A 26,722-nucleotide genomic window follows, 5' to 3' on the forward strand; every position below is an offset into this window, starting at 1 on the left:
AAACGTTTTGCCTTAAACCAAGTCTGAGCGCCAACATTGCCGCAAGGGGGAAACGACCTGTGGCCGCCATCACACGAACTTGATCCGGAGAGAACAAGATGAAGCAAATACCCACCGGTAGGGCTGCAGGTCGCCCATGGATCACCCACTGGCCACGGCAGGTCCGTCGCCTGCTGCCGGCTGCGCTCGCCCTGGGGGCCGCGCTGCTGCCGCTGGCGCCGTCCGCCAGCGCCGCCGCTGCCAGTGTCCAGACCTTCTCGCCCCAGGGCGAGGTCCAGCGCATCCGCCAGGTAAGGGCGCGCTTCTCCGAAGCCATGATCAAGTTCGGCGACCCCAAGGCCGCCTCGCCCTTCGATGCGGATTGCGCCGTGGCCGGCACCGCCCGCTGGGCCGATGAGAAGAACTGGGTCTATGACTTCGAACGCGACCTGCCGCCCGGTACCCGCTGCAGCTTCACTCTGCGCAGCGATGCCCGCTCGGCGGCGGGCAATGCGGTGGCCGGCAAGACCCGCTTCCAGTTCAGTACCGGCGGACCGGCCGTGAGCCGTGTACAGCCTTATGACGATGCGCGCATCACCGAAGACCAGGCCTTCATCCTCTACCAGAATGGCCCGGCCACCGAAGCCTCGGTACGTCAACACCTGTACTGCGAAGCCGAGGGTATCAACGAGCGCATCCCTACCAAGGCAGTCGGTGAGGCCGACCGCAAGGCCTTGCTGCAGCAGTTCGCCAAGGGCGTCGATCCGGCCTCGGTGACCATCGTCCAGTGCCAGCAGCGCCTGCCCAATGAAGCGCACGTCAAGCTGGTCTGGGATCGCGGTATTGCCGCCGCGGCCGCACCGGCCATCGTTACCAGCAAGCCGCAGGTCTTCAGCTTCCAGGTGCGTAGCGAATTCACGGCCAGCCTTTCCTGCCAGCGCGAAAACGCCAATGCCGCCTGCTCGCCCATCCTGCCGGTAACCCTGTCGTTCTCGGCCCCGGTGCCGCGCAAGCTGGCCGAGCAGATCGTCATGAACGCCAGCACCGGCAAGATCAAGCCCGCCCTGGACGGCGACAAGGATGCCGCCGTGCGCGAACTGCGCTTCAAGCCGCCATTCCCGGAAAAATCCGAGTTCAGCATCAGCCTGCCTTCCGGTTTCAAGGACGAGGATGGCCGCACGCTCTCCAACCCCGCCGCCTTCCCGCTGAAATCAGCCCTGGCCGATTTCCCCCCACTGGCCAAATTCCCGGCCGCGCCCTTCGGCATCATCGAACTCAACGCCGATCCCACGCTGCCGGTGACCCTGCGCCGCGTCGAAGCCGGCTTGCAGCTGCGCGGCAAGGATGGTCGCGCCATGCCCGGCAAGGTGGCCGATCTCAAGGTCGATGGCGACCAGGCGGTGATCGCCTGGCTCACGCGCCTGAACAAGTATCACGAGAAATGGGGCGACCCCAAGAAGGTGGATTCGCGCAGTGTCAGCCTGCTGGCCAAGGAACCGGGCGCGAAGAAGCTCGACCTGCCCGCGCAGAAGGAGGCCAAGGACGGCGAGTGGCCCTTCGAAGTGATCGGCATCCCCTTGAAGGACCCCGGCTTCTACGTGGTCGAACTGGAATCGCAGAAACTGGGTGCCTCCCTGCTGGGCAAGCCGCAGCCCATGTATGTGCGCACCAGCGCGCTGGTGACCAACATGGCCGTCCACGTCAAGCTGGGCCGCGCCAACGGCGCCGTTTGGGTGACCCGGCTGGACGACGCCAGACCGGTGGCCGACGCCGAGATCCGCGTCGCCAATTGCGAAGGCACGTCGCTCTGGCAGGGCAAGACCAATGCCAATGGCGTGGCGATGATGCCAGCACTGGAGGACGCCTGCGCCCATCGTCCCTACAGCGAGGACAATGCCGACAGCATCAATGGCCTTTTCGTCAGCGCCCGCAAGACCGACGAACGCGGCCGTCAGGACATGGCCTTCGCCCTGACCTCCTGGAACGACGGTATCGAGTCCTGGCGCTTCAACCTGCCCACCGACATGGACCGCGCCGCCACCGTGCGCGCCACCACCATCTTCGACCGCAGCCTGTTCCGTGCCGGCGAAACGGTCTCGATGAAGCACGTCATCCGCACCGAGACCCTGCAAGGCTTCGGCCTGCTGCGCAAGGAAGACCTGCCCACCCGCGTGCGCATCAGCCATCTGGGCAGTGGCCAGCAATACCAGTTTCCCCTGACCTGGCGCGGCAACAAGAGCGCCGAGACCAGCTTCGTCCTGCCGCGCGAAGCCAAGCTGGGGACCTATGAAGTGGTGCTGGACCAGGGCGAGGTCGATACCAGCGCCAGCGCAAACGAGGGCGAGGCTGAAGACGGCTACGGACGCGGCAGCTATGTCACCGGCAGCTTCCGCGTGGAAGAATTCCGCCTGCCGCTGATGCAGGGCCGCATCACGCCGCCCAAGGGCGCCCAGGTCGCCATCAAGGAATTGCCGCTGGACCTGCAACTGAACTACATCAACGGCGGTGGCGCGGCCAACCAGGCCGTGCGTGTATCGTCGCTGCTGCGTTCGCGCGGGGTGAACATCGCGGGTTACGACGGTTTCTCCTTCTACCCTCCGCGCAGCGATGACGACAGCAATGCCGACGACCAGAAGATCGTCGCCGACAAGCTCGCCGTCACCCTCGACAAGAACGGCAGCGGTCGCGCCGTCATCGGCAAGCTGCCGGTGCTGCAACGCCCGCAGGAACTGCTCACCGAGATGACCTACAGCGACCCCAACGGTGAAGTGCAGACCATCTCCAGCGTCACGCCGCTGTGGCCATCAGCGGTGGTGGTGGGCCTGCGCACGGGCAACTGGGTGTCGGTCAAGAAAAAACTGACACTGACCGCCGTCACCCTCAATACCGCCGGTCAGCCGCAGGCCGGTGTGCCGGTGGAAATCCGTGGCCTGGCGCGCAAGACCAATTCGCACCGCAAGCGCATGGTGGGCGGCTTCTACGCCTACGAAAACGACGAGAGCAAGCAAGACCTCGGCAAGCTTTGCGCCGGCAAGAGCGACCAGCACGGCATGTTCACCTGCGACACCGAACTTTCCGAGGCCGGCAATGTGGAACTGATCGCCAGCGCCAGGGATGGCAATGGCAATGCGGCTGCCGCCCGTTCCTCGGTGTGGGTCACCGGGCGTGGCGAAGTCTGGTTCGATGGCGAGAACCAGGACCGCATCGACATCCTGCCCGAGAAAAAGAACTACCAGCCCGGCGAGACCGCCACCTTCCAGGTGCGCATGCCGTTCCGTCACGCGACTGCGCTGGTTGCCGTGGAGCGTGAAGGCGTCATCGATACCCGCGTGGTGCAACTGTCCGGCCAGGACCCCACCATCAGCGTGCCGATGAAAGCCGAGTATGGTCCCAACGTCTATGTCTCGGTGCTGGCCGTGCGCGGTCGCATGCGCGAGGTGCCGTGGTATTCCTTCTTCGTCTGGGGCTGGAAGGAGCCGCTCAACTGGTGGCATGAATTCCGCACCTATCAGGGACCCGGCCCCATCGTCGATCTCTCCAAGCCGGCATGGAAGTTCGGCATCGCCGAAGTCAACATCGGCGATGCCGGCCATCGCCTGCAGGTGGCGGTGACGACCGACAAGCCCACCTATCCCATCCGCGCCATCGCCAAGGTGCAAGTGCAGGTGAAGCTGCCCAACGGCAAACCGGCCGCCGGGGGCGAATTCGCCCTGGCCGCCGTCGATGAAGCCCTGCTGGAACTGCAGCCCAATGGCAGCTGGGATGTCTTGCGCGCCATGCTGCAACGACGCAGCTATGGCGTGGAAACCTCCACCGCGCAGATGCAGGTGGTCGGCAAGCGCCACTACGGCAAGAAGGCCACCCCGGCCGGTGGCGGCGGTGGTCGCGCCCCCACGCGTGAACTGTTCGACACCCTGCTGGCATGGAAGCCCAAGGTCACCCTGGATGCCGAGGGCAGGGCGCAACTGGAGGTGCCGTTGAACGATGCGCTGACTTCCTTCCGCATCGTGGCCATCGCCGAGAATGGCGTCAGCGATTTCGGGACCGGCAGTATCAGTATCCGCTCCACCCAGGATGTGCAGGTCATCTCCGGCCTGCCGCCCCTGGTGCGTGAAGGCGACAGCTTCAACGGCAGCGTCACCGTGCGTAATACCACCACCCATGACATGACCCTCAAGGTCAGCGCACGCGCCCAGGGCGGCACGCCCGCCAGCACCCTGACGCTGCCCGAGCGCGACATCAAGATCGCGGCCGGGCAGTCGGCCGAAGTGATGTGGCCGGTGCAGACGCCGGAAGGCATCAGCCAGCTGGCCTGGGAAATCAGCGCCCAGGAGCAGGGCGGCCAGAAGGCCAAGGACGCCATGAAGTTCAGCCAGCGCGTGGTACCGGCGGTCCCGGTGACGGTGCAGCAGGCGACCCTGTTCCAGCTGGACAAGAGCGCCGCCCTCAGCGTTGCCCGCCCGGCCGACAGCCTCCCCGGACGCGGTGGCCTGGCCATCTCGCTCAAGCCCAGCCTGGCCGGTGGCAGTGATGCGCTGACCCGCTACTTCGTCAACTACCCCTTTGCCTGCCTGGAGCAGAAGACCTCCAAGGCCATCGGCCTGCGCGATGAAGCGGCGTGGCAGAAGATCGTGGCCGACCTGCCGACCTATCTCGACGGCGACGGCCTGGCCTACTACTTCCCGCCCAGCGACAGCGGCGCGCGGCGTGGCAGCGACACGCTCACCGCCTACCTGCTGGCGGCCACCAACGAGGCCGGCTATGCCATCCCGCCCGCCAGCCGCGACAAGATGCTGGACGGCCTGGCCGGCTTCGTGGAGGGCAAGGTGATGCGCGAATTCTGGTCGCCGCAGAAGGACCTGGACGTGCGCAAGCTGGCCGCGCTGGAAGCTCTGTCGCGCTACAACCGCGTGCAGCCTGCCATGCTGGGATCGATCCAGATCAACCCCAACCAGTGGCCCACCTCCGGCCTGCTGGACTGGATCGCCATCCTGCAGCGGGTCACCGCCATCCCCGAGCGCCAGAAGAAGCTCGACGAAGCCGACCAGATCCTGCGCGCCCGCCTGAACTTCCAGGGCACGCGCATGGGCTTCTCCAATGAAGAGGGCGACTACTGGTGGTGGCTCATGAGCAGCGGCGACGCCAATGCCAACCGCCTGATCCTGCTGGAACTGAACAACCCGGCCTGGCGCGACGACCTGCCGCGTCTGGTGGCCGGCGCCATCGGCCGCCAGCAGCGCGGCCACTGGAGCACCACCACCGCCAACGTCTGGGGCAGCCTGGCCCTGGAGAAATTCGCCCGCAAGTTCGAATCCGAACCGGTCACCGGCAGCACCCGCGCCACGCTGGAGCAGGGTGGAGGCAACAGTGCCACCAGTGCCGCCGGTACCACCCAGAGCCTGGCCTGGAGCAGCGCCGCCAGCGGCGGCAAGCTGCAACTGCCCTGGCCGGATGGCAATGTGCAAGGCGGCAATGTGCGCTTCACGCAAGAGGGCAATGGCAAGCCCTGGGTCACGCTGCAAAGCCTGGCCGCCGTCCCCCTGAAACAAGCGTTCGCGGCCGGCTACCGTATCAGCCGCAAGGTCGAGGCCATCGAGCAGAAGCAGGCCGGCGTCTATACCCGTGGCGATGTGCTGCGGGTGACGCTGGACATCGATGCCCAGAGCGAGATGACCTGGGTCGTGGTCAGCGATCCGGTACCGGGCGGCGCGACCCTGCTGGGTTCCGGCCTGGGGCGTGATTCCGCCATCGCCCAGGGCAAGCAGGACAGCCCGCGTGATCGCGGCATGGGCTGGCTGGCCTACGAGGAACGCAGCTTCGAAGCCTATCGCGCCTACTACGAATCCATGCCCAAGGGCCGCACCAGCATCAGCTACACCGTGCGCCTGAACAATGCCGGCGAATTCAACCTGCCGCCCACGCGGGTGGAGGCCATGTATGCACCGGAAATGTTTGGCGAAGTGCCGAACGCCAAACTGGTCGTCAAGGCGGCACCGTGATCGCCAGCGGCACGCCCTGGTCCCGCGCCGGCGCAGGCTGCGCGCTGGTGCTGGCCCTGCTGCTGCCGGTCAGCGCGAGCGCGCTGCCTTCGTTTGCCGAGGTACAGCGCGACTTCCTCCCCTCCGAGGCCAGCCTGCTGGACCGCAACGGCGAGCTGCTGCAGCGCCTGCGTGTGAACATGGACGAACGCAAGCTCGCCTGGGTGAAGCTGGAAGATGTTTCGCCCGCCCTGCGCCAGGCCCTGATCGCCTCCGAAGACCGGCGTTTCTACCAGCACAGCGGCATCGACTGGAATGCCGTCGCGGCCTCGGCCTGGGGCAATCTCTGGAATACCCGGACCCGCGGCGCCTCCACCATCACCATGCAACTGGCGGGTTTGCTCCATGACGACCTGCGTCGCAAATCCGGCGCACGCACGCTGACGCAGAAGGTCTCGCAGGCGTGGATCGCGCAATCGCTGGAACGCAGCTGGCGCAAGGACCAGATCCTGGAGGCCTACCTCAACCTGGTCTCCTTCCGGGGCGAGCTGGTGGGTGTGCATGCCTTGTCGCGCGTCATGTTCGGCAAGCATCCCAGTGGACTGGACCAGGGGGAAGCCGCCATTGCGGTCGCCCTGATCCGCGCCCCCAACGCCACCCCGCGCCGCGTGGCCGAGCGCGCCTGCGCCATCCTGAAGGAACAGGGCGCTGCCGAACAATGCAATGGCATGGATGGCCGCACCGAACTGGTCTTGGCCCGTGCCGCCGCCAAACGCGACCTGCCGGGTGCCAGCGATGCACCGCAGCTGGCCCCCCACCTGGCGCGCAAGCTCTTGAACACACCCGGCCAGCAAGTGCGCTCCACGCTGGACGCGCCCCTTCAGCGCTTCGCCTCGCAAGCCCTGCGCCATCAACTGGCCGGTCTGGCCGAACGCAACATCGAGGATGGCGCCATCATCGTCATCGACAACGCCACCGGTGAGGTCCTGGCCTGGGTCGGCTCCAGTGGCAGCTTGTCGGCGGCCGCCAATGTCGATGGCGTGGTCGCGCAGCGCCAGGCCGGCTCGACGCTCAAGCCTTTCCTCTACGAACTGGCGATCGAAAAAAGGTGGCTCACGGCGGCCTCGCTGCTGGACGATTCCCCCGTCAACCTCGCCACCAGCGCCGGACTCTACATCCCGCAGAACTACGACAAGCAATACAAGGGGCTGGTCAGCCTGCGTACCTCGCTGGGTTCTTCCCTGAACATCCCCGCTGTGCGCACGCTGGTGATGGTCACGCCGGAACGCTTCTTCCGCCGCCTGCAGGCACTGGGCTTCAACCTGCGCGAGAGCGGCGACTACTACGGCTACAGCCTGGCCCTGGGTAGTGCCGACGTGACCCTGGCCAACCTTGCCAATGCCTATCGCGTATTGGCCAACCAGGGCCGCTATTCCCCCTTGCGCACCCGGCTGGATGACGCCCGCACCGCGCCGCGTCCGGTACCGGTGATGGACGCCGATGCCGCCTACATCATCGGCGACATCCTCTCCGACCGCAGCGCCCGCGCCCGTACCTTCGGCCTGGAGAATGCGCTGTCCACCCGCATCTGGACCGCCGTCAAGACCGGCACCTCCAAGGACATGCGCGACAACTGGTGCGTCGGCTATTCCTCGCGTTACACCGTCGGCGTGTGGGTCGGCAATGCCTCCGGTGCCCCGATGTGGGATGTCTCCGGCGTGACCGGCGCCGCACCGGTGTGGCAGGAGGTGATGCAGTACCTGCATGAGCGCGGCCGCGGCAGCAGTCGGGATGCCCGCAATAGCCCGCCGCAGAAGCCGGCCGGCGTACAGGCCCAGACGATACGTTATGAACAGAATGTGGAGGCCGCGCGCACCGAATACTTCCTGCCCGGCACGGCGCAGTCCGAGATCCGCATCGCGCACGCGCGCGAAATCCGTCCCGCCATCACCTATCCGACCGCCGGCATGCTGGTAGCGCTGGACCCGGATATCCCGCCGGCACGCCAGCGCATCCGCTTCCGCGCCCAGGGTGCGCCGGCAGGAAGCCGCTGGGTGCTGGACGGCAAACGCATGCCGGAGTCGGTCATGCAGGCAGGGCGGGTCAAGGCGCAGAAGGTGGCTGCTTCATCGCAGCAGAGCGATGTGGAAGAACTCGGTTTCGACTGGATGCCCTGGCCGGGCCGACATGTGCTGGCCTTGCAGGATGCGTCGGGCAAGGAGCTCGATAGTCTGCGATTTGAGGTGAGGGGGGCGGTGGAACGGCCCGCTTTGCCACAAAAGAAATAGGCGCTTTGCTCGTGTTCCCTAAAACGCAAAAGGCCGAATGATTTTCATCATTCGCCCTTTTATGTTTTGCTGCGCACTGAGGCACTCGGTCACGTCCCGCGACCCCGTCTGGCCTTGCAGGGCCAGACCTTCTCGTCCCTCCCGCAAAGCGCGCAGGCGCTTTGCTCGTGGTCCCCAAAAAGAATGGCCCCAAAACGCAAAAGGCCGATTGATTTTCATCAATCGACCTTTTTTGTTTGGTGCCCACGGAGGGACTCGAACCCCCACACCTCGCGGCACATGGACCTGAACCATGCGCGTCTACCAATTCCGCCACGTGGGCCTTTTCGCAGCAGCAATCAATCCGCCGTGCTTGAAAGAGGCTGCATTCTAATGGCATTTTTCTTCGGCGTCACTACCTAATTTCAATTTTTTCCATCCCCGCTTGTCCCAGCCGGCGCAGGGGTGCCGCGGCGCCCGTTTGTGTGCCGTCCAAGCTCCCGGAGACGTCCATCAGTCGGATGCAACTCAGGCGAGACGCCCACCTTCCCACGCCCATTTCCCTACCGAATTTTCAGGCTGCGGTTCTTGCGCAGCCTCAATCCTTCACTAAATAGTTTACACAAGGTAATTCTTTGGCTATATTGCATACGTATGCAAAACAGCTCAAGTCAGCTTTGCATACTCCCTCTCAAAACCACAACATCAACAGGAGACCACCTTGAGGATCCATGCTGCTCTCGGCATGGCTGCGCTTTCGCTCGGCCATTTCGCTACTTTCGTCCAGCCCGTCCAGGCCCATGAAACGTCCAATATCGTCATCTATGGCCTGGTCGATTCCGGGCTGAGCTACTACAGCAACAGCGTCGCGCTCAATGGCGGCCAGATTGCAGCATCCGGTTCGGCGCTGCGGCTGGATAACGGCATCGCGGCCGGCAATCGCGTCGGCTTCTCCGGCAGCGAAGACCTGGGCGGCGGCATGTCGGCCGTCTTCAAGCTGGAAAACGGCTTCGACGCGGCCAAGGGCAGCATGGGGCAGGGCGGTCTGCTGTTCGGACGCCAGTCCTACGTGGGACTGAACACGGCCGCCGGCTTGTGGGCCATCGGACGCCAGTACGACTTCATGTTCGATTACCTCAACCTGATGGGGTATACCAACGCCGGTCACAACAACATCGGCGCCAGCGGACAGGGCCTGGATGGCATGAGTGCCATCGCTGCGACGGCACAGCTGGGCAATCACACCTACGGCGCGCGGGTCAACAATGCGCTCAAGTTTTCCAGCAACAGCTTTTCGGGTTTCCGTTTCGGGGCCTTGCTGGGATTGGGTGAGCAGGCCGGTTCGCAGTCGCGCGGCAGCAGCGCGCAGGCAGGCCTGAACTATGGGCAGGGCAACTTCCTCATCGGCGCGGTGGCGGGCGTCTCCAGCGTGCCGGGCAGCGACAGCCAGTACGCCACCAAGCGACTGGCCGGCGCGGGTGCCAAGCTGACGTTGGACAAGCTGGCCCTCTACGGTTCCTACACCCAGGTGCATTTCGACGGTCTGGTCAGTTACGCGGCACGCGGGATCAGCTGGAAGGGCGCGCGGGTGGACACGCTCGATATCGGCGCCGATTACCAGTTCACGCCGGTGGTCAATGGCGGTCTGTCCTGGCAGCACCAGACCCGCAACAGCGATCTGGGTGCGGCCGATCAGGTCACGGCTTCGCTTTCCTATTCGCTGTCCAAGCGCACTTCGCTCTATTCCACCGTGGCTTACCAGCATGATCGCGCCTTCGGTGCATTGAACGTGTTCGGCGCCGGCACACCGTCGTCCAATGGGGTGCAGGTGGTCTCGCGCGTGGCCATGCGCACGGCCTTCTGAATGGCCCAGGGGAGGAGTCGAACATGAAACAAGATCGTCGAGGTTTCCTGCTGTCGTCCGCAGCCATGCTGGGGGCAGGTGCAAGTGGCAGCCTGCCGTTGCTGGCGCGGGCACAACCGCAAGCGAACGGGGTGACGCCGGGCAAGCCCTTCAAGGGTGTCGAGCTGAATGTGCTGACCGTGGTGGCGCCGCAGTTCCGCGCCCATGAGGCGCGCCTGGCGGCCTTCGAGGAGTTGACCGGCATCCGCGTCAAGTACCAGTACGTGCCCTTCACCAGCATCCGCGACAAGCTCACCGCCGAGATGGTGGCCGAGAACGGCGACTACGATGTGGTCTCCGTCATGGATGTCTGGGCGCCCTCGCTGAAGAACCTGCTGCATCCGCTCAATGACGGCATTCGCGACAAGGGCATCGACATGACGCGCTATCCCGATGCCTACCTGCGCGCCAGCCGCAACGAGTCCGGCTATATCGGCCTGCCCATTCGCGGTCACGTGCAATTGCTGTTCTATCGCAAGGATGTGCTGGCCGATCTCAAGCTGCCCGTCCCCAAGACCTGGGCCGAGGTGGTGAAGGTGTCGCAGGCTATCCAGGCCGGTGCCGGCATGCCGGGCATTGCCATGTACTACGGGAAGAACTCGGGACAGAACCTGATGGTCTGGTTCGATTTCCTGTGGGGACGCGGGGGTGAACTGCTGGATGCGCGCAACCAGCCCGCCTTCCATTCGCCGGCCGGCATCGCGGCCACCCAGGATTACCTGGACCTGATGTTGAAGCACAAGGTCACCCCGGCCGGTTCGGTCAGCTTCAACGAGACTGATGCCGTCAATTCCATGGCCCAGGGCAAGTGCGCCATGTTGCCCACCTGGTGGTGGCGTTACCAGGGCCTGACGGATGCCAAGTCCTCCACGCTGTCGCCGGAGAAGGTGGGGTTTGCGCCCATGCCGGGCTACCCCGGCGTGGCCACGCCGTCCCACACCAACCTGTGGCTTTACGGTATCGACCGTCATTCGAAGAAGAAGGCGGCAGCCATGGAATTCCTGGCCTGGCTGACCCAGCCTGCCATCGAGAAATCCCTGCTGCTGGACCCGGCCCAGCACGAGATCGTCAGCGTGCAGAGTGCCAACCTGGCCGACCCCGCCGTCAATGCGATCTCGCAGGGCATGCACAAGATGGCTGGCGAGGTCTTGAAGAACGCCCGCGTACTGCCGCTCATCCCGCAGTGGCCGGTGATCTCCGACATCCTCGATACGGCGATCTCGAAGATGGCGCTGGGCACCGTCCCGGTCAAGGAGGGACTTGACGACGCTGCCAGAAAGGTCCGCAAGCTGGTCTGACCCAGTCTGACCTGGCCTGCCTGTCCTCCACCCGGAGGGCAGGCAGCCCTGCCGTGGCGGCCAGGCCGGCCGTCCCAACCTGATTCCAACCCCGTTCCATGAAAAACAATCGTCTGGCGTACTTGCTGATGCTGCCGGCGCTGCTGGTCATCGCCGTCACTACCGTATTCCCCTTGCTGTATTCCCTGGCGCTGTCGTTCCGCAGCTGGAAGCTGTCGTACTCGTCGGCGCCTGGCCCCTTCGTCGGCCTGGACAACTATGCCGAGCTGCTGGCCGGTGATTCCGAATTCGTCGCCTCCATTGCGACCACGCTGTCCTTCGTCGGTATCGATGTGCTGGCGACCTGCCTCATTGCGCTGGCTTGCGCCTTGCTGTTGCGTCGCGCCGGCCGGGTGACCTCGGTGGCGCGGGCGCTGCTGATGCTGCCCTTCGTGATGAGCCCGGCGCTGATCGGCATTTCATTGCGCTTCTTCCTCAACCCGGAATACGGCGTCATCGCCGCATTGCTGGGCAAGCTCTTTCCCGGGCTGGCCAGCCTGATCTGGCTGGCGCATCCGGCCTGGGCCATGGTGGCGCTGGTGATCAGCGATGTCTGGCACTGGGCGCCCTACATGACGCTGATCCTGCTGGGCGGTCTGGCTTCGGTCCCCAAGGAGACCGAGGAAGCGGCCGCCGTCGATGGCGCCTCGCCCCTGCGCATCTTCGTCGATATCACGCTGCCGCAGCTCAAGCCGGTGGTGGCGGTGGTGATCCTGTTGAAGACCGTGTTCGCACTCAAGGCCTTCGACGCCGTCTTCGCCCTCACCGATGGCGGGCCGGGCAATGCCACCACCACGCTGGCCTACCTGGTCTACCAGATCGGTTTCAAGTACTACGACATGGGCTATGCGGCGGCGGCCGGCTATGTCCTCACGGCGGTGATGCTGGTGCTGGCCGGCTTCTACATGCGCCTCGCTTTCAAGAAAGGAATCTGAATGAGCAAGCCCTGCAACCCCGGCGTCATGACATCGCGGCTGGCGCGGATCGGCGGCTTGATCGGCGTCTACGCCATCATCGGCTGCATCCTGCTGCCCATCCTCTGGATCGTGCTGACGTCCTTCAAGACCCCGCGCGATGTCTACACCCTGCAGCTCTGGTTCAGCCCCACCTGGGACAATTTCAGGACCGTCTTCGCCGCCCCCTGGCATCTCGGCGACAAGCTCGCCAACAGTCTCTGGGTGGCGCTGGGGACGGTGCTGGTGGCGATCCCGCTGGCGGTGGCGGCGGCCTATGCGTTCTCGCGCTTCCGTTTCCCCGGCCGGCAGGCACTGTTCGTGGGCATCGTAGCCTCGCAGTTCATCCCGGCGGCCATCGTGGTGCTGCCTTACTTCCTGATGTTCAAGCAGCTGGGGCTGCTCGACACCCGCAGCGCATTGGTGATCGTCAACCTCTCCATCGTGTTGCCGTATTCGATCTGGATGATCAAGGGCTTCATCGATGCCGTGCCAGTGGATATCGAAGAATCCGCCATGATCGACGGCGCATCGCTGGGCCGCATCATCGCCACCATCGTCGTTCCCACGGCGCTGCCGGGCATCATCACCTCGGCTGTCTTCAGCTTCACGCTGACCTGGAACGAGTTCATCTTCGCCCTCATCACCTCCAAGCAGAACGCGGTCACCTTGCCCATCGCCCTGGTGGCTCTCAGGACCGAACGCGGCGACCTGTGGGAGCTGATGGCGGCGGCCGGCATGATCATCGCGCTGCCCATGTTCCTGCTGTCGATGACGGTGCAAAAACAATTCATCAAGAGCCTGACCCAGGGTTCGGTGCGATAGCGCACCCCCTATCAGCCCAGCCAATATCAAGAATGGAGAAGACAGAATGACCACGCTGCGCCTGCAAGGCATAGACAAGAAATGGGACGGCTTCCATGCCGTCAAGAATCTCGATCTGCAGATCGAGGACCGCGAATTCCTGGTCCTCCTGGGGCCCTCCGGATGCGGCAAGACCACCACCATGCGCATGATCGCCGGGCTGGAAGAGCCGACCTCCGGTGACCTGTATTTCGACGCGCAACGCGTCAACGGCATCGCGCCGCGCCTGCGCGACGTGTCCATGGTGTTCCAGAACTACGGGCTCTATCCGCACATGACGGTACGCGACAACATCGCCTATCCGCTCAAGCTGCGCCGCCAGCCGATGGCCGAGATCGAAGCCGCCGTGCAGCGCGCCGCCGGTCGGGTGGAACTGCAGCACCTGCTGCAGCGCCGGCCGGCTGAACTCAGCGGTGGCCAGCGCCAGCGCGTGGCCCTGGCACGTTCCATTGTGCGCAAGCCACGCGTGTTCCTGATGGACGAGCCCTTGTCCAACCTCGACGCCAAGTTGCGCGGCACCATGCGCGCCGAGCTGCGCCACCTGGCACGCGAGCTGGAGGTGACCACCGTCTATGTCACCCACGACCAGGTCGAGGCCATGACCCTGGCCACGCGGGTGGCCATCATGAAGGAGGGCGTGCTGCAGCAGATCGATACGCCCGAAAACATCTACAACCGTCCCGCCAACGCCTTCGTGGCTGGCTTTATCGGCTCGCCGGCGATGAACCTGTTGCACGGCGACGGCGACCAGGACCGCTTCCTGGTCGGCGGTGGCCATGTGGTGGCGGTGAAGCCACCGCGCGCGGGCAAGCTGATCCTGGGCGTGCGTCCCGAGGACGTGCAACTGGCCAGGGAACCCGGCACAGCCAACCTGCTGGGCGAGGTCTATGCCTTCGAACTGCTGGGCGACAACACGCTGGTGACGGTCAAGCTGGAGGGCCAGTATTTCGTGGCCAAGCTGGAGAAGGGCGAACGCGTGAAGGAAGGCGACCCCATCGCCTTCTGCATCCGCCCGGAACGTCTCTACTGGTTCGACGCCGAAAGCGGCGACCGCATCGATCAATGAGGCAAGACCAACGACACAGGATCACAGACACAGGATCAACGACACAGGAACAATGAGATGAGCATCTATCTGACCCAAGAACAAGCCGAGGCACGCCATATCCGGAAGACACAATACGTCTCCTGCGACGAGGCCTTCCTGGATTGCCGCCTGCCGGGCTCCATGCCCAAGGAAAACTATTCCATCATCGGCCCCGGCGTGACCCAAAGCGCCAGCCAGGTGGTGAACCTGAAGGAGCCGCACGGTTTCAACATCGGCGCGGCCGCCATGCCTCACGGTGTGACCAACAACCTGCACATCCACTTCACCAGCGAAGTATTCATCTGCACCCGTGGCGAGTGGTTGCTGCGCTGGGGACCGCGAGGCGAGGAGGGCGAGTATGTGCTCAAGGCCGGCGATATCGTCTGCCTGCCGACCTGGATCTTCCGCGGCTTCACCAATGTCGGGCCGGATGACGGCTGGCTGTTTTCCTGCCTGGGCGGGGACGACACCGGCGGGGTCATCTGGAGTCCGGATATCATGGGCCAGGCCAACGAGACCGGCCTCTATCTGGCCGAAGACAACCAGCTCATCGACCGCCGCGCCGGTCAGACCCTGCCCCTGGGTTTGAAGTGGATGGCGCCGTTCCCGGCGGAGGAAGTGGCGCGCCTGCGCAAGGTCTCGCCGGAAGAAATGCGAGGCCGTGTCACCACCGCCGAGGACCGCGCCTTCAGCAGTCACGCGCTGCTTGATGCCTGCCTGCCCGGCCATGCCAGCCAGCTGGCGCCGGTGATCGGCTATGGCATCACCCAGGACCGCAACCAGCGCCCCCGGGTGCAGGACCCGCAGGGCTTCTCCATCGAATGGATGCGCTTGCCACCCGGGCAGGAGGCCGGCCCCTTCCTGATCAGCCAGAAGATGGTGGTCATCTGCATCCGGGGCAGCGTGCGCGTGGCCTTCAATGAAGATGCCTCCAGCGTGGTGGAGCTACAGGAGCAGGACACCCTGTCCATCCCGGGTGAGGTCTGGCGCTGCTTTGCCAATGCCTCCGGCAGCGATGTCGAACTCTTGCTCATCTGCGCCGGTGACGAGCGCAAGCGCCCGCGCTTCACCGAAACCATCCAGGTGGCCGTCGGCGCCCGTGGCGTGGCGCTGGATGCCAGCGACTACCTGTGCCGCACCGAACTGATGCCCAGCACCAGTCACTGGCTCAAGTGATGTCCCTTATCCCGATACGAAAGGAAACCGCATGCGCCCCAACGACTTGAGGAGCAAATCGGAGAACGGCCTGCCACTGGTCAACGCCTGGCTCTCCATTCCCAGCGCCTATGCCGCCGAGGTGGTGGCAGCCCAGGGCTTTGATTCGGTCACGGTCGATCTGCAGCACGGCATGATGGACTTCGCGCAGGCGGTCGCCATGCTGCAGGCCATCAGTACCACCCAGGCGGTGCCCCTGGTGCGCAGTAGCAGCGCCGAGCCCAGCCACCTGATGCGCCTGCTGGACGCCGGTGCCTATGGCGTCATCTGCCCGCAGGTCGACACGCCGGAGATCGCGCGCCAGTTCGTGGCGGCGTGCCGTTACCCACCCATGGGCAATCGTTCCTTCGGGCCGGCCCGGGGTCTGCTGTATGGCGGCCCTGATTATTTCGACCACGCCAATCACACCGTGCTGACGCTGGCCATGATCGAATCGGTGGAGGGCATGCGCAACATGGAAAGCATCATGGAGACCGATGGGCTCGATGGCATCTATGTCGGCCCCAATGACCTCGCGCTGTCACTGGGCGAGCGACCGGGCGCTAGCTTCGCGCCCCGGGTAGAGGAGGCCATCGCTGTCATTCTGGAAGCGGCACGCAAACGCAATCTGATGACCGGTATCTTCTGCGCCGATGGCGACAGCGCGCAGGCGCGGCTGCAGCAGGGTTTCTCGCTGGTCACCCCGGGCAATGACGTGGGTAGCCTGGGTAGCGAATTGCGACGGCGTCTGGAACGCAGTCGCGGTGGACGCAGTCTCTCCGGGCATGCTCTCCAGCCGGCTGCGCGGGAGGGCGGAGGAGCCGGTGGCTATTGAAGCAAGGCACGGCGGCGCGGCGGGTGCCTTGCCGCTGGTGCTGCTGCCCGGCACGCTGTGCGACAGCCGCATCTGGCTCGCGCATGTGGCTGCGCTGTCTCGACAGCGCGAGGTCATCGTGCCGCAGATCGGGCTGGAAGTCAGCTTGAGCAGCGAAGCCAGCCGTTTGCTGGCAATGCTGCCCCGGCGTTTCGCGCTCGGCGGTTTTTCGCTGGGTGCGATCCTGGCCTTCGAACTGGTGCGCCAGGCCAGGCAACGGGTGGCAGGCCTGTGCATCGTGTCATCCACCGCCCGTGCCGATGCGCCGCGCAACCTGACGCTGCGGCGCCTGCAGCTGGAACGCTTCGAGGCTGGCGAGGTGCAGGCACTGATGGAGCAGGAGATGTTGCCCGGCTATTTCCATCCGGGTGCTGATGCCGAGAGCCGACAGCGCTGGAGCGAACGGGTGCTGACCATGGCGCGGGAGACGCCGGCAGCGGTCTTCCGCAACCAGGTCCGCTACGCCATCAGCCGGCCCGATTCCATGTCCACCCTGGCCGCCATGCAGGTGCCGGTACAGGTGCAGTGCGGCCAGAACGACCAGCTCTGCCCGCCGCAGCGGCAGGCCGAAATGGTGTTCGTACGCAGTGGATGTTCGCTGGTCAGGGTCCCGGACTGCGGTCACTTTCTCCCCATCGAGGCAGAGCGTTCCAGTATCATCTCGATGGAAAAATGGCTGGATTGCGTACGCAACGGGATACCTGAACAGGCGGCATGAACAACGAAGCAAAGAAAATCGACAGCGCGGCCGACGGTGGCAAGAAGCTCGACATCGCCCGCGCTGTGCCCACCTCCAAGGACGTGGCCAGGCTGGCGGGGGTCTCGCAGTCGGCTGTCTCGCGGGTGTTCACACCGGGCGCATCGGTCTCGGACGCCACGCGTGAGCGGGTGCAGGCCGCGGCCCGTCAACTGGGCTACAAGCCCAATGCCTTTGCGCGTGGCCTGATCACCCGTCACTCGCGCCTGATCGGCCTGGTCTTCCCGCAGCAGGCCACACCGATCTATTCACTGGCGCTGGCGGAGTTTTGCCAGCGACTGCACCAGGCTGGCTACCAGACCCTGATCGTCACGGCCGAGAATTTCAGCAATGCCGATGAAGCCGTGCGCACCTTCTTCGATTACCAGATCGAAGGCCTGGTGGTGGCCTCCGCGACCTTGTCCTCCAGCCTCGCGCGCGAATGCGCGGAGCAGGGGCTGCCGGTGATCCAGTTCGCCCGCCGCGAGCGCGATCCCAGCATCAGCGCGGTGCTGAGCGACAACCAGCATGGCGGAGAGCTGGCTGCCAGCACGCTGGTCGCCGCCGGTTGCACCTCGCCGGCCTACATCGCCGGCAACCCGGGTACCTCCACCAATGAAGAACGCTTCCGGGGATTTGCCGCGCATCTGAAGAAAACGCAGGGGCAGGTGCCGCTGGTTATCGAAGCCGCATTTTCCTACCAGGACGGCTGCGCCGCCGCGCATCGTCTGATGCAGGAAGCACCGCGCACCGATGGCGTCTTCTGCGCCAGCGACATGATTGCCCTGGGCTTCATGGATACCTTGCGCAGCGTCTATCGGGTGCGCATTCCTGAAGATATCTCGGTCATCGGATTCGACGATGCGCCGGAGGCAAGCTGGGCGTCCTATCAACTGACCACCATCCGCCAGGATATTCCGCGACTGGTGCAGGAAACCTGCGACCTGTTGATGGCGCAGATGGAGCAGGGTGGTGGTGCACCGGTGATTCGCGAGCTTGCGGTGGAACTGGTGATGCGGGGGACGGTGAGGGCGGGCACGGCATAGAAGGAATTGGCTAGGGCGCAGGCGCTTTACTCGTGTGCCCAAAGAAATCCCCAAAACGCAAAAGGTCGATTGATTTTCATCAATCGACCTTTTATGTTTTGCTGCGCACTGAGGCACTCGGTCACGTCCCGCGACCCCGTCTGGCCTTGCAAGGCCAGACTTTCTCGTCCCTCCCGCAAAGCGCGCAGGCGCTTTGCTCGTGTGCCCCAAAACGCAAAAGGCTGGCCGATTTTCATCGACCAGCCTTTTATGTTTTGCTGCGCACTGAGGCACTCGGTCACGTCTCGCGACCCCGTCTGGCCTTGCAAGGCCAGACCTTCTCGTCCCTCTCGCAAAGCGCGCAGGCGCTTTGCTCGTGTGCCCCAAAACGCAAAAGGCTGGCCGATTTTCATCGACCAGCCTTTTATGTTTTGGTGCCCACGGAGGGACTCGAACCCCCACACCTCGCGGCACATGGACCTGAACCATGCGCGTCTACCAATTCCGCCACGTGGGCCTTCTGGCATCAGCGGTAAGCTGCTGTGCTTGAAAGAGGCTGCATATTAAGGCCTATCAGGAAGGCGGTCAACACTTAATTGAAAAATCTTTTATTATTTTTCGCCTGCCTGTCTCCACCTGCAACAGGTCCCGAAAAACTAACAAAAACGGCGACCCTCGGGCCGCCGTTTTGAAGTGCCGCATCAGAGGCCGATGAAGCTCATCCGCCCAGGTAGGCTTCCACCACCTTGGGATTGCCCAGCAGGTTGGCGCCGCTGTCCTGCAGCACGATCTTGCCGGTCTCCAGCACATATCCGCGCTGCGCGATGCGCAGTGCCTGGCGCACGTTCTGCTCCACCAGCAGGACCGTCATGCCGGTCTTGTTGATCTCCTGCACGATGCGGAAGATTTCCTGGATGATCAGCGGTGCCAGGCCCATCGAGGGTTCGTCCAGCAGCAACACCTTGGGTTTGGCCATCAGGGCGCGGCCGATCGCCAGCATCTGCTGCTCGCCGCCGGAGAGATTGCCGGCCAGGCCGGCGGCACGGTTTTTCAGCACCGGGAAGAGCGAGTACACCCACTCCAGGTCACGGGCCACGCCGTCCTTGTCGCGACGGGTATAGGCGCCCAAGGACAGGTTCTCTTCCACGGTCAGCGTGGTCAGGGTGGCACGGCCCTCAGCCACCTGCACCACGCCGGATTCGACGATGCGGTGCGGCGACATCTGCAGCAGGTCCTGGCCATTGAGGAGCACGCGGCCGCGCTGCGCCTTCACCAGACCCGAGATGGCCAGCAGCGAGGTGCTCTTGCCGGCGCCATTGGCACCGACCAGGGCAGTGATCTCGCCTTCGTTCAGCGACAGGCTGATGCCCTTGACGGCTTCGATGTGGCCATAGGCCACGGCCAGGTCTTCCACCTGGAGGATGGGTTGCTTGTTACCGCTGGCGCTCATGCTTCTTCCTTGCCGAGATAGGCCTCGATCACTTCCTGGTTGTTCTTGATCTGGTCCGGGGTGCCTTCGGCGATGATCTTGCCGAAGTTGAGCACGGCAATGCGTTCGCACAGGCCCATGACGAAGCGCATGTCGTGCTCGATCATGAAGATGGTGAAACCGCGTTGCTTGATGTTGACGATCTCGCTCATCAACTCGGTCTTCTCGGCCGGATTCATGCCGGCCACCGGTTCGTCCAGCAGCAACAGCTTGGGCTTGGTGGCCAGCGCCCGGGCGAACTCCAGCTTGCGCTGCTCGCCATAGGACAGACTATCGGCCAGCATGTGCGCCTTGTGGTCCAGGCGCACCCAGGACAGCAGTTCCAGCGCACGTTCACGGGCTTCCTTCTCTGCTTTGCGGAAACCGCCCAGGTTGAACAGCATGCTGGCCACGCCATAGTTCAGGTGCTCGTGCATGCCGACCACGACGTTTTCCAGCAGCGTCATTTCCTTGAACACGCGAATGTTCTGGAAGGTGCGGGCGATGCCGCGCTCGGTGATCTTGTGCGGGGCGACGGCGCCGATGTCGTCGTCGTTGAAGCGGATGCTGCCCGATGAGGCGCGCAACAGGCCCGTGATGAGGTTGAAGACGGTGGTCTTGCCGGCGCCGTTGGGGCCGATCAGGCCGAAGATCTCGCCTTCCTTGACGTTGAAGTTCACGCCCTGCAGCACCTGCAGGCCACCGAAGTTCTTGCTGATGTCGTTCAGTTGTAAAAGCATTACTTCACCTTCTTCTCAGCGTTGCGACCCAGGAAGGCGCGGATGCGGCGCGGGTCCCAGATGCCCTTGGGCAGGTACAGCACCACCAGGATCAGGATCAGGCCGTTGATGGCCAGGCGGAAGTCCTTGAAGTGACGCAGCACTTCCGGCAGCAGCGACAGGATGGTCGAACCGATCATCGGGCCGATCAGGTTGCTGGTGCCACCGAAGACGGCCATGGTCAGGATGTCCACCGCATTCTCGAAGCCATAGTTGTTGGGGCCGATGGTGAAGGTGTAGTGGGCGTTCAGGCCACCGGCTACGCCGGCGATGGCGGCACCGATGACGAAGGCCAAGAGCTTGTAGCCGGCCACGTTCACGCCCATCAGGCGGGCCGCCACTTCATCTTCCTTGATGGCCTCGAAGGCACGCCCGGTCTTGGAGCGGCGCAGGCGCGCCAGCGCGTAGATGGTCACGCCCAGGATCAGCACGATGTGCCACCACTCGGTGATGGGCGGCACACCGTTCAGGCCCATGGGGCCGCCGGTGATGTCCAGGTTCAGCACGATCACGCGTACCACCTCGCCAAAGCCCAGTGTGGCCATGGCCAGGTAGACGCCGGACAGGCGCAGCGTGGGGATGCCGATCACCAGCGCCACCAGCGAGGGCAGCACGCCGCCTGCGGCCAGGGCGATGGGGAAGGGCAGATCGAACTGCATCGTCAGCAGCGACGCGGTGTAGGCGCCGATGCCCATGAAGGCGGCATTGGCCAGCGACAGCAGGCCGCAGGACAGGGTGACGTAGATCGAGAGTGCCAGCATGGCATTGACGCCGATGCTGAAAATGACGGTGTTGTAGGTGGCCCAGAAGCCATCCCACCATTCCATGAAGCCCATCTTATGCCTTCCTTTCCAGCACTTTGCCAAACATGCCGGAGGGTTTTACCAGCAGGATCAGGAACAGGAGGCCGAAGGCCACCGCGTCGCGGAAGTCGCTCGAAATATAGGCGACCGTCAGCACCTCGGCAAAGCCCAGGAACAGGCCACCGATCATGGCGCCGCGGATATCGCCCATGCCGCCCAGGATGATGACGGCGATGCCCTTGTGCAGCATCGGCTGGCCCATGAAGGGCGAAATCGCGTTGAAGGACACCCCCACCAGCACGCCGGCAGCACCGCCCAGGGCGGCGGCGGCAAACGAGGTCAGCAGGAACAGGCCTTCGACGTTGATGCCCAGCAGGTAGGCCGCCTTGGGGGATTCGGCGATGGCGCGCAGCGCCCGGCCCAGTTGCGTTTTGCGCATCACGCCCAGCAGCACCACCATCAGCACGAAGGCGATGACGATGATGGCCACTTGCACGGCGGTGATGTGCAGGTTGCCCAGGCTGACGCTCTCTTCAGGGATGGTGCCCTGGGGGAAGCGCTTGTTCTCGGCGCCGAACAGGCCCTGGGAGATGTTGGTGATCATGATGGCCACGCCGATGGTGGCGATCATGGGGATCAGGTGAGGCGCATTGCGCTTACGCAAGGGCTTCAGGACCAGCACGTCGATGATGAGGCCCAGCAGGCCCGTGGCCACCATGGCCAGCAGCAGGGCCGCCCACAGGGGCAGAGCCATCTGTTCGACCAGCAGCAGGGCGGCATAGCTGCCCAGCATGAAGATCGCGCCGTGCGAAAGATTGATCACGCCCAGTACGCCAAAGACCAGCGTGAAGCCGAGCGCGAAGAGCGCATACACGCTGCCCAGCGAAAGGGCATTGATGAGCTGTTGTTCTAACATTGGAACCTGCGATAGGTGATGGGGCGCGGCGCCAGCTGCCTGCACTGCATGCATGGCGCGGACGAAGTCCCTCGTTACGTCGTATTGCCGGAATCAGCGGCCTGTCATCCCGACTGGCTGCCTGTGGTTCCCCGTTCCGGCCTGGCAGTGTCTTGCGCATCCCGCGCCAGGATCGCCGCAGGGGCAAGGCAATGCCCCTGCGGCGGAACTGCGGGAGAGTATCGTTGCGGCGGCCGGTGTACCGGCAGCCTTGCCTGCTGGCGTCGTGTGCTTACTTCAGCAGCACGAACTTGCCGCCCTTGGCGATGTTGACGATGGCTTCCTGGTCCGCATCGAAGCCGACCTGCTTGCCGGCCACGGCCGGGGCTGCGCGGAAGGCGAACTTGCCGGTGGCGCCATCGATCTTCACGGCCGGCAGAGCGGCGCGCAGGGCGTCACGATCCTTGGCCAGGTTGCCCGACAGCTTCACGTTCTTCAGGGCATCGGCCACGATGTACATGGCGTCATAGGCTTGCGCGGCGAACTGGTCAGGATCGGAACCGAACTTGGCCTTGTAGGCCGCGATGAAGGCCTTGTTGGCCGGGGTCTGGTTCTCGGCCGACCACGGGCTACCCATCAGGGTGTTGTCGCCGGCATCCTTGGCGATCTCGAACAGCTTCGGCGAGTTCAGGCCATTGCCGCCGATGAAGGGCTGCTTCATGCCCAGTGCGCGGGTCTGCAGGATGATGTTGGCGGCTTCTTCGGCCAGGCAGGAGCAGACGATGGCGTCCGGGTTGCCGGCCTTGATCTTGGTCAGCTGGGCCTTGAAGTCGACGTCACCCTTGGCATAGGCCTCGGTGGTGGTGACGGGGATCTTCTGCTGTTCAAGGGTGGCCTTGAAGACGTCGTAGCCGGACTTGGTGAAGGCGTCGTCGTTACCGTAGATCACGGCGACCTTCTTGATGCCGAAGTGCTTCACGGCGGCCTTCACGGTCACGGGCAGCACGTCGGCTTCCATGACGGAGTTGCGGAAGGTGAAGGGGCCCATGGCCGTGATGCCGTCAGCGGTGTTGCTGGTACCGAAGACCACCACCTTGGAGGCGTTGGCGATCGGGTCGGCAGCGAAGGCCGAGTTGGACAGGGTGGGGCCGAACACCGCCAGCACCTTGTCCTGGAAGATCAGCTTCTTGAAGACGTTGATGGCTTCTTCCTTCTTGCCTTGTTCGTCTTCGATCACCAGGGCCAGCTTGTCGCCATTGACGCCGCCCTTGGCGTTGATTTCTTCGGAAGCCAGGGTGAAGCCGTTCTTGATGGCTACGCCGTACTTGGCGGCCGGGCCGGTCAGGGCTTCAGCGACGCCCAGCTTGATGTCGGCGGCCAGTGCGGCCGAAGACAGGGTGGCACCGATCAGCAGGGCCGGAATGGTCTTGAGCATGGTATTGAATTGCATCGAGTTCTCTCCTCAGTTAGATATTGTAGAAACCGTCCCCGTCAGGCAGCGCAGACCAGCGCCACGTCACAAGGCGATTCCTTCATCGAGGATGATGCAAAAGACGCCCGGGATGGCCGGGACTTGTGCTCCATCCTCTGAAGACCGTTTTGCGGCCTCTTTCGATACAGCCGGCACAGCATACCCGAAAAAGCAGGCTGCGCCAGCAATTACAACCCGCCGCCACGCACCCGGGTAGGGTGCGCCGCAGCGGCATGCGAAACCGTCCGGCCAGCGGACGGGGTGGTGCTGTTGCCTGGTGCCGTGGCGAAATCCATCTATTTCCGTTCGGACTGAGTAGGCCCGTCAGGGCCGTATCGAAGGCGCAGCAATGATGCGCCTTCGATACGCGGCTACGCCGCTACTCAGTCCGAACGGGTATTGAAAGAAAAACGGGTTCGCCACCTGTGTTTAGTTCAGTTCCTTGCGGATATGGGCGATGGCCGCGCGCACCTGGTTGGGTGCGGTGCCGCCGATATGGTCGCGTGCGGCCACCGAGCCCTCCAGCGTGAGGACCGCGAAGACGTCTTCGCCGATCAGCTCCGAGAAGGCGCGCAGTTCGTCCAGCGACAGGTCGGCCAGGTCACAACCCTTGTCCACACAGGTACGCACGGCGTGGGCGACGGCTTCGTGGGCGTCGCGGAAGGGCAGGCCCTTCTTGACCAGGTAGTCGGCCAGGTCGGTGGCGGTGGCGTAGCCCTGCAGGGCGGCGGCGCGCATGGCATCGGGCTTGACGCTGATGCCGCGGGCCATGTCGGCAAAGATGCGCAGGGTGTCGGTGAGCGTGTCGACGGTGTCGAACAGCGGTTCCTTGTCTTCCTGGTTGTCCTTGTTGTAGGCCAGGGGCTGGCCCTTCATCAGGGTCAGCAGGGCGATCAGGTGGCCGTTGACGCGACCGGTCTTGCCGCGTGCCAGTTCGGGAACGTCCGGGTTCTTCTTCTGCGGCATGATCGAGGAGCCGGTGCAGAAGCGGTCGGCGATGTCGATGAAGCCCACGCGCGGGCTCATCCAGATCACCAGCTCTTCGGACATGCGCGAGATGTGGGTCATCACCAGCGCGGCGGCGGCGCAGAATTCGATGGCGAAGTCACGGTCCGAGACGGCATCCAGCGAGTTGCGGCAGACGTCGTCGAAGCCCAGGGTCCTGGCCACGCGCAGGCGGTCGATCGGGAAGGTGGTGCCGGCCAGGGCGGCGGCGCCCAGCGGCAGGCGGTTGATGCGCTTGCGGGCGTCCAGCATGCGTTCGGCGTCGCGGCCGAACATCTCGACATAGGCCAGCACGTGGTGACCGAAGGTGATCGGTTGCGCGACCTGCATGTGGGTGAAGCCCGGCAGGATCACGTCGGCGTGTTGCTCGGCCAGGTCCAGCAGGGCCAGGCGCAGTTCGCGCAGCAGGCCCACGATGTCGTCCACGGCGCCGCGCATGTAGAGGCGGATGTCGGTGGCGACCTGGTCATTGCGCGAGCGGCCGGTATGCAGGCGCTTGCCGGCATCGCCGACCAGCTCTGTCAGGCGCTTTTCGATGTTCAGGTGGACGTCTTCCAGGTCCAGCAGCCATTCGAACTTGCCGGCGTCGATCTCGCCCTTGATCTGGGCCATGCCGCGCTGGATTTCGGCGTGGTCGGCCGCGCTGATGATGCCCTGGTGGGCCAGCATCTCGGCGTGCGCCAGCGAGCCCTGGATATCGACTTGGGCCAGGCGGTTGTCGAAGAACACCGATGCGGTATAGCGCTTGACGAGATCGGAGACGGGTTCAGAAAAGCGAGCCGACCAGGCTTCGCCCTTTTTAGCAAATTGGTCTGTCATATTGGGAATTCCGGAGAATGGGCGATTATAGCAAGCACAACTGCGCCAGGCCACGCCAATGCAGCCGGAAATGCTGCGAGGCGCGGATTTTTCGCATTTGCCAGCGGTCAGCCTGCACGCTTTTTTCGTCCCTTCTCGCCCGATGGTGTTGGAGAGCTTCCGTTGGCCTGGATGAAATGTGATTATTTCCGCATGGCATCATTTTTGCTTGTTGTTTTTGCGCAAGTCTTCCTGCAGCGCAAAAAACCCTTGTACTGATGACAAAAGCTAAGGCTATACTCGATTGGCGATGACTGATCCGGGGAGCGGGAATCCCGGTGAGGAAAGGGCTACCTCTTCCGGCCAGGCCGGCATGAACCGATGCAAAATCGGGACGACGGCGGGTCGCAGTTGCCACGGGGGTGGTCCTGTTAGCGCTCATGAGCAAGATGTTTGGGGGTCGTCTTACAGGAGAGAAGCATGAATCTGGAAGCACTGTTTCAGCAGCAAACTGCATTGCCGAGCATTCCCAAGGTAGTGCAGGAAGTCATCGAAAGTTTCAACAACGAGTCAGTCTCGATCGAAGAGATCGCCAAGAAACTGGCCGCCGACCAAGTCCTCAGCGCCAAGATCCTGCGCCTGGCCAATTCCTCCTATTACCACGTCTCGCGCACCATCGGCACGGTGGAGGACGCGGTCCTGATGCTGGGCTTCATGACCGTGCGTACGCTGGTGGTCAGCACCGGCATGGCGGGCAGCTTCAAGAAGCTGCCGGGCGTGGACCTGAAGCTGTTCTGGCGTTACAGCCTGGATACGGCCGTGGTGTCCAAGTGGCTGGCCAAGCAGGCCAAGCTCAATTCCGATTTCGCCTTCACCGTGGGTCTGATGCATGCCATCGGCCAGCTGGTGATGCATGCGGCCATGCCGGAACAGGCGCTGCAGGTGGACAAGGTGGCCGGTCCCCTGGACGCCCGTCGCCTGGATGTGGAGCGCAAGTCCTTCGGTTACGACTTTGCCGACGTGGGCGCCGAACTGGCCCGCCGCTGGCGCTTCCCGGACGAGTTCAGCCAGGTCATCAAGGCCTTCCCGCAGCCGCTGGAAGGAAAGTTCGATCCCTTCGCGGCCATCGTGCACCTGGCCACCTGGCGTGCCCGGGCCGAAGAAAACAAATACTCCGCCGATGAAATGGAATCGACCTTCCCCAGCGAGGTGGCCGCCAAGCTGGGCCTGACGCTGGCGACCTTCACCGAAGAGATGCCGCCGCTGCCGGAACTGAGCGAGGGCATGCAGGAACTGGTGGCCTGAT

The 26,722-nt window shown here is 64.0% G+C and carries 19 protein-coding genes and 2 tRNA genes; 12 read left to right on the forward strand and 9 right to left on the reverse strand.

The features are described from left to right. Positions 1-98 precede the first annotated feature (98 nt). Positions 99-5,978, forward strand: coding sequence for an MG2 domain-containing protein (locus ACEOAC_RS10460; protein ID WP_413628823.1), 5,880 nt, complete (start codon positions 99-101; stop codon positions 5,976-5,978). Continuing rightward, positions 5,975-8,245, forward strand: coding sequence for a penicillin-binding protein 1C (pbpC, locus tag ACEOAC_RS10465; protein WP_413628824.1), 2,271 nt, complete (start codon positions 5,975-5,977; stop codon positions 8,243-8,245). The genes ACEOAC_RS10460 and pbpC overlap by 4 nt, the downstream gene beginning before the upstream one ends. A gap of 237 nt (positions 8,246-8,482) precedes the next feature. Here pbpC and ACEOAC_RS10470 read toward each other — a convergent pair. Continuing rightward, positions 8,483-8,567, reverse strand: a tRNA-Leu gene (locus ACEOAC_RS10470). A 378-nt stretch (positions 8,568-8,945) separates the two neighbouring features. Between ACEOAC_RS10470 and ACEOAC_RS10475 the strand changes: the two genes are divergently transcribed. The 9 genes from ACEOAC_RS10475 to ACEOAC_RS10515 all read left to right on the forward strand — a co-directional run bounded on the left by ACEOAC_RS10475 (position 8,946) and on the right by ACEOAC_RS10515 (position 18,218). After that, on the forward strand, positions 8,946-10,088 hold the full coding sequence (locus tag ACEOAC_RS10475; protein WP_413444341.1) for a porin: 1,143 nt from the start codon (positions 8,946-8,948) through the stop codon (positions 10,086-10,088). A 23-nt stretch (positions 10,089-10,111) separates the two neighbouring features. Beyond that, a complete protein-coding gene (locus ACEOAC_RS10480) occupies positions 10,112-11,425 on the forward strand; it encodes an ABC transporter substrate-binding protein (RefSeq protein ID WP_413444342.1) in 1,314 nt (437 codons plus the stop codon). A gap of 98 nt (positions 11,426-11,523) precedes the next feature. Continuing rightward, entirely contained in the window at positions 11,524-12,399 is an 876-nt protein-coding gene (locus ACEOAC_RS10485) for a carbohydrate ABC transporter permease (RefSeq protein ID WP_413444343.1), read from the forward strand. Continuing rightward, positions 12,400-13,242, forward strand: coding sequence for a carbohydrate ABC transporter permease (locus ACEOAC_RS10490; protein WP_006463326.1), 843 nt, complete (start codon positions 12,400-12,402; stop codon positions 13,240-13,242). Between the two features lie 46 nt (positions 13,243-13,288). Continuing rightward, the gene (locus ACEOAC_RS10495) at positions 13,289-14,347 is read left to right on the forward strand and encodes an ABC transporter ATP-binding protein (RefSeq protein ID WP_241812537.1); all 1,059 of its coding nucleotides are present in this window, start codon (positions 13,289-13,291) and stop codon (positions 14,345-14,347) included. 57 nt (positions 14,348-14,404) lie between these two features. After that, positions 14,405-15,544: a hypothetical protein gene (locus tag ACEOAC_RS10500; protein ID WP_241812536.1), complete on the forward strand. Its 1,140-nt coding sequence runs from the start codon at positions 14,405-14,407 to the stop codon at positions 15,542-15,544. Between the two features lie 31 nt (positions 15,545-15,575). Beyond that, positions 15,576-16,397 (forward strand): HpcH/HpaI aldolase family protein, encoded by an 822-nt coding sequence (locus tag ACEOAC_RS10505; protein ID WP_413444344.1) that lies wholly within the window; start codon positions 15,576-15,578, stop codon positions 16,395-16,397. After that, a complete protein-coding gene (locus ACEOAC_RS10510) occupies positions 16,387-17,154 on the forward strand; it encodes an alpha/beta fold hydrolase (protein WP_241812534.1) in 768 nt (255 codons plus the stop codon). Before ACEOAC_RS10505 ends, ACEOAC_RS10510 begins: the two co-directional genes overlap by 11 nt. Next, positions 17,151-18,218 (forward strand): LacI family DNA-binding transcriptional regulator, encoded by a 1,068-nt coding sequence (locus ACEOAC_RS10515; RefSeq protein ID WP_413444345.1) that lies wholly within the window; start codon positions 17,151-17,153, stop codon positions 18,216-18,218. The genes ACEOAC_RS10510 and ACEOAC_RS10515 overlap by 4 nt, the downstream gene beginning before the upstream one ends. A gap of 26 nt (positions 18,219-18,244) precedes the next feature. On the opposite strand, the gene ACEOAC_RS10520 is transcribed toward ACEOAC_RS10515, so the two are convergent. The 8 genes from ACEOAC_RS10520 to argH form a co-directional block, all read right to left on the reverse strand. Next, positions 18,245-18,610, reverse strand: coding sequence for a hypothetical protein (locus ACEOAC_RS10520; RefSeq protein WP_413628825.1), 366 nt, complete (start codon positions 18,608-18,610; stop codon positions 18,245-18,247). A gap of 19 nt (positions 18,611-18,629) precedes the next feature. Next, positions 18,630-18,714, reverse strand: a tRNA-Leu gene (locus ACEOAC_RS10525). Positions 18,715-18,915: 201 nt separating this feature from the next. After that, on the reverse strand, positions 18,916-19,647 hold the full coding sequence (locus tag ACEOAC_RS10530) for an ABC transporter ATP-binding protein (protein ID WP_006463332.1): 732 nt from the start codon (positions 19,645-19,647) through the stop codon (positions 18,916-18,918). Continuing rightward, positions 19,644-20,405: an ABC transporter ATP-binding protein gene (locus ACEOAC_RS10535; RefSeq protein WP_006463333.1), complete on the reverse strand. Its 762-nt coding sequence runs from the start codon at positions 20,403-20,405 to the stop codon at positions 19,644-19,646. The genes ACEOAC_RS10530 and ACEOAC_RS10535 overlap by 4 nt, the downstream gene beginning before the upstream one ends. After that, positions 20,405-21,280, reverse strand: a complete 876-nt coding sequence (locus ACEOAC_RS10540; RefSeq protein ID WP_006463334.1) for a branched-chain amino acid ABC transporter permease — start codon at positions 21,278-21,280, stop codon at positions 20,405-20,407. The genes ACEOAC_RS10535 and ACEOAC_RS10540 overlap by 1 nt, the downstream gene beginning before the upstream one ends. A 1-nt stretch (position 21,281) precedes the next feature. Continuing rightward, entirely contained in the window at positions 21,282-22,163 is an 882-nt protein-coding gene (locus ACEOAC_RS10545) for a branched-chain amino acid ABC transporter permease (RefSeq protein ID WP_413444346.1), read from the reverse strand. A gap of 271 nt (positions 22,164-22,434) precedes the next feature. Then, positions 22,435-23,592, reverse strand: coding sequence for an ABC transporter substrate-binding protein (locus ACEOAC_RS10550; protein ID WP_006463336.1), 1,158 nt, complete (start codon positions 23,590-23,592; stop codon positions 22,435-22,437). 450 nt (positions 23,593-24,042) lie between these two features. After that, positions 24,043-25,437 carry an argininosuccinate lyase gene (gene argH / locus ACEOAC_RS10555; protein WP_166757955.1) on the reverse strand — a complete coding sequence of 465 codons (1,395 nt, stop codon included), beginning with the start codon at positions 25,435-25,437 and terminating at the stop codon, positions 24,043-24,045. A 459-nt stretch (positions 25,438-25,896) separates the two neighbouring features. Here argH and ACEOAC_RS10560 point away from each other — a divergent pair, with 459 nt between their 5' ends. Beyond that, positions 25,897-26,721 (forward strand): HDOD domain-containing protein, encoded by an 825-nt coding sequence (locus ACEOAC_RS10560; RefSeq protein ID WP_077235139.1) that lies wholly within the window; start codon positions 25,897-25,899, stop codon positions 26,719-26,721. Position 26,722 lies beyond the last annotated feature (1 nt).

It is taken from the genome of Herbaspirillum frisingense, assembly GCF_047325095.1.
GTDB classification, from domain to species: domain Bacteria; phylum Pseudomonadota; class Gammaproteobacteria; order Burkholderiales; family Burkholderiaceae_D; genus Herbaspirillum; species Herbaspirillum frisingense.

Coding starts and splice junctions, on each gene's coding strand:
- ACEOAC_RS10460 (WP_413628823.1), top strand. CDS start 99: ATGAAGCAAATACCCACCGGTAGGGCTGCAGGTCGCCCATGGATCACC.
- ACEOAC_RS10480 (WP_413444342.1), top strand. CDS start 10,112: ATGAAACAAGATCGTCGAGGTTTCCTGCTGTCGTCCGCAGCCATGCTG.
- ACEOAC_RS10485 (WP_413444343.1), top strand. CDS start 11,524: ATGAAAAACAATCGTCTGGCGTACTTGCTGATGCTGCCGGCGCTGCTG.
- ACEOAC_RS10490 (WP_006463326.1), top strand. CDS start 12,400: ATGAGCAAGCCCTGCAACCCCGGCGTCATGACATCGCGGCTGGCGCGG.
- ACEOAC_RS10495 (WP_241812537.1), top strand. CDS start 13,289: ATGACCACGCTGCGCCTGCAAGGCATAGACAAGAAATGGGACGGCTTC.
- ACEOAC_RS10500 (WP_241812536.1), top strand. CDS start 14,405: ATGAGCATCTATCTGACCCAAGAACAAGCCGAGGCACGCCATATCCGG.
- ACEOAC_RS10505 (WP_413444344.1), top strand. CDS start 15,576: ATGCGCCCCAACGACTTGAGGAGCAAATCGGAGAACGGCCTGCCACTG.
- ACEOAC_RS10515 (WP_413444345.1), top strand. CDS start 17,151: ATGAACAACGAAGCAAAGAAAATCGACAGCGCGGCCGACGGTGGCAAG.
- ACEOAC_RS10520 (WP_413628825.1), bottom strand. CDS start 18,610: ATGAAAATCGGCCAGCCTTTTGCGTTTTGGGGCACACGAGCAAAGCGC.
- ACEOAC_RS10530 (WP_006463332.1), bottom strand. CDS start 19,647: ATGAGCGCCAGCGGTAACAAGCAACCCATCCTCCAGGTGGAAGACCTG.
- ACEOAC_RS10535 (WP_006463333.1), bottom strand. CDS start 20,405: ATGCTTTTACAACTGAACGACATCAGCAAGAACTTCGGTGGCCTGCAG.
- ACEOAC_RS10540 (WP_006463334.1), bottom strand. CDS start 21,280: ATGGGCTTCATGGAATGGTGGGATGGCTTCTGGGCCACCTACAACACC.
- ACEOAC_RS10545 (WP_413444346.1), bottom strand. CDS start 22,163: ATGTTAGAACAACAGCTCATCAATGCCCTTTCGCTGGGCAGCGTGTAT.
- ACEOAC_RS10550 (WP_006463336.1), bottom strand. CDS start 23,592: ATGCAATTCAATACCATGCTCAAGACCATTCCGGCCCTGCTGATCGGT.
- argH (WP_166757955.1), bottom strand. CDS start 25,437: ATGACAGACCAATTTGCTAAAAAGGGCGAAGCCTGGTCGGCTCGCTTT.
- ACEOAC_RS10560 (WP_077235139.1), top strand. CDS start 25,897: ATGAATCTGGAAGCACTGTTTCAGCAGCAAACTGCATTGCCGAGCATT.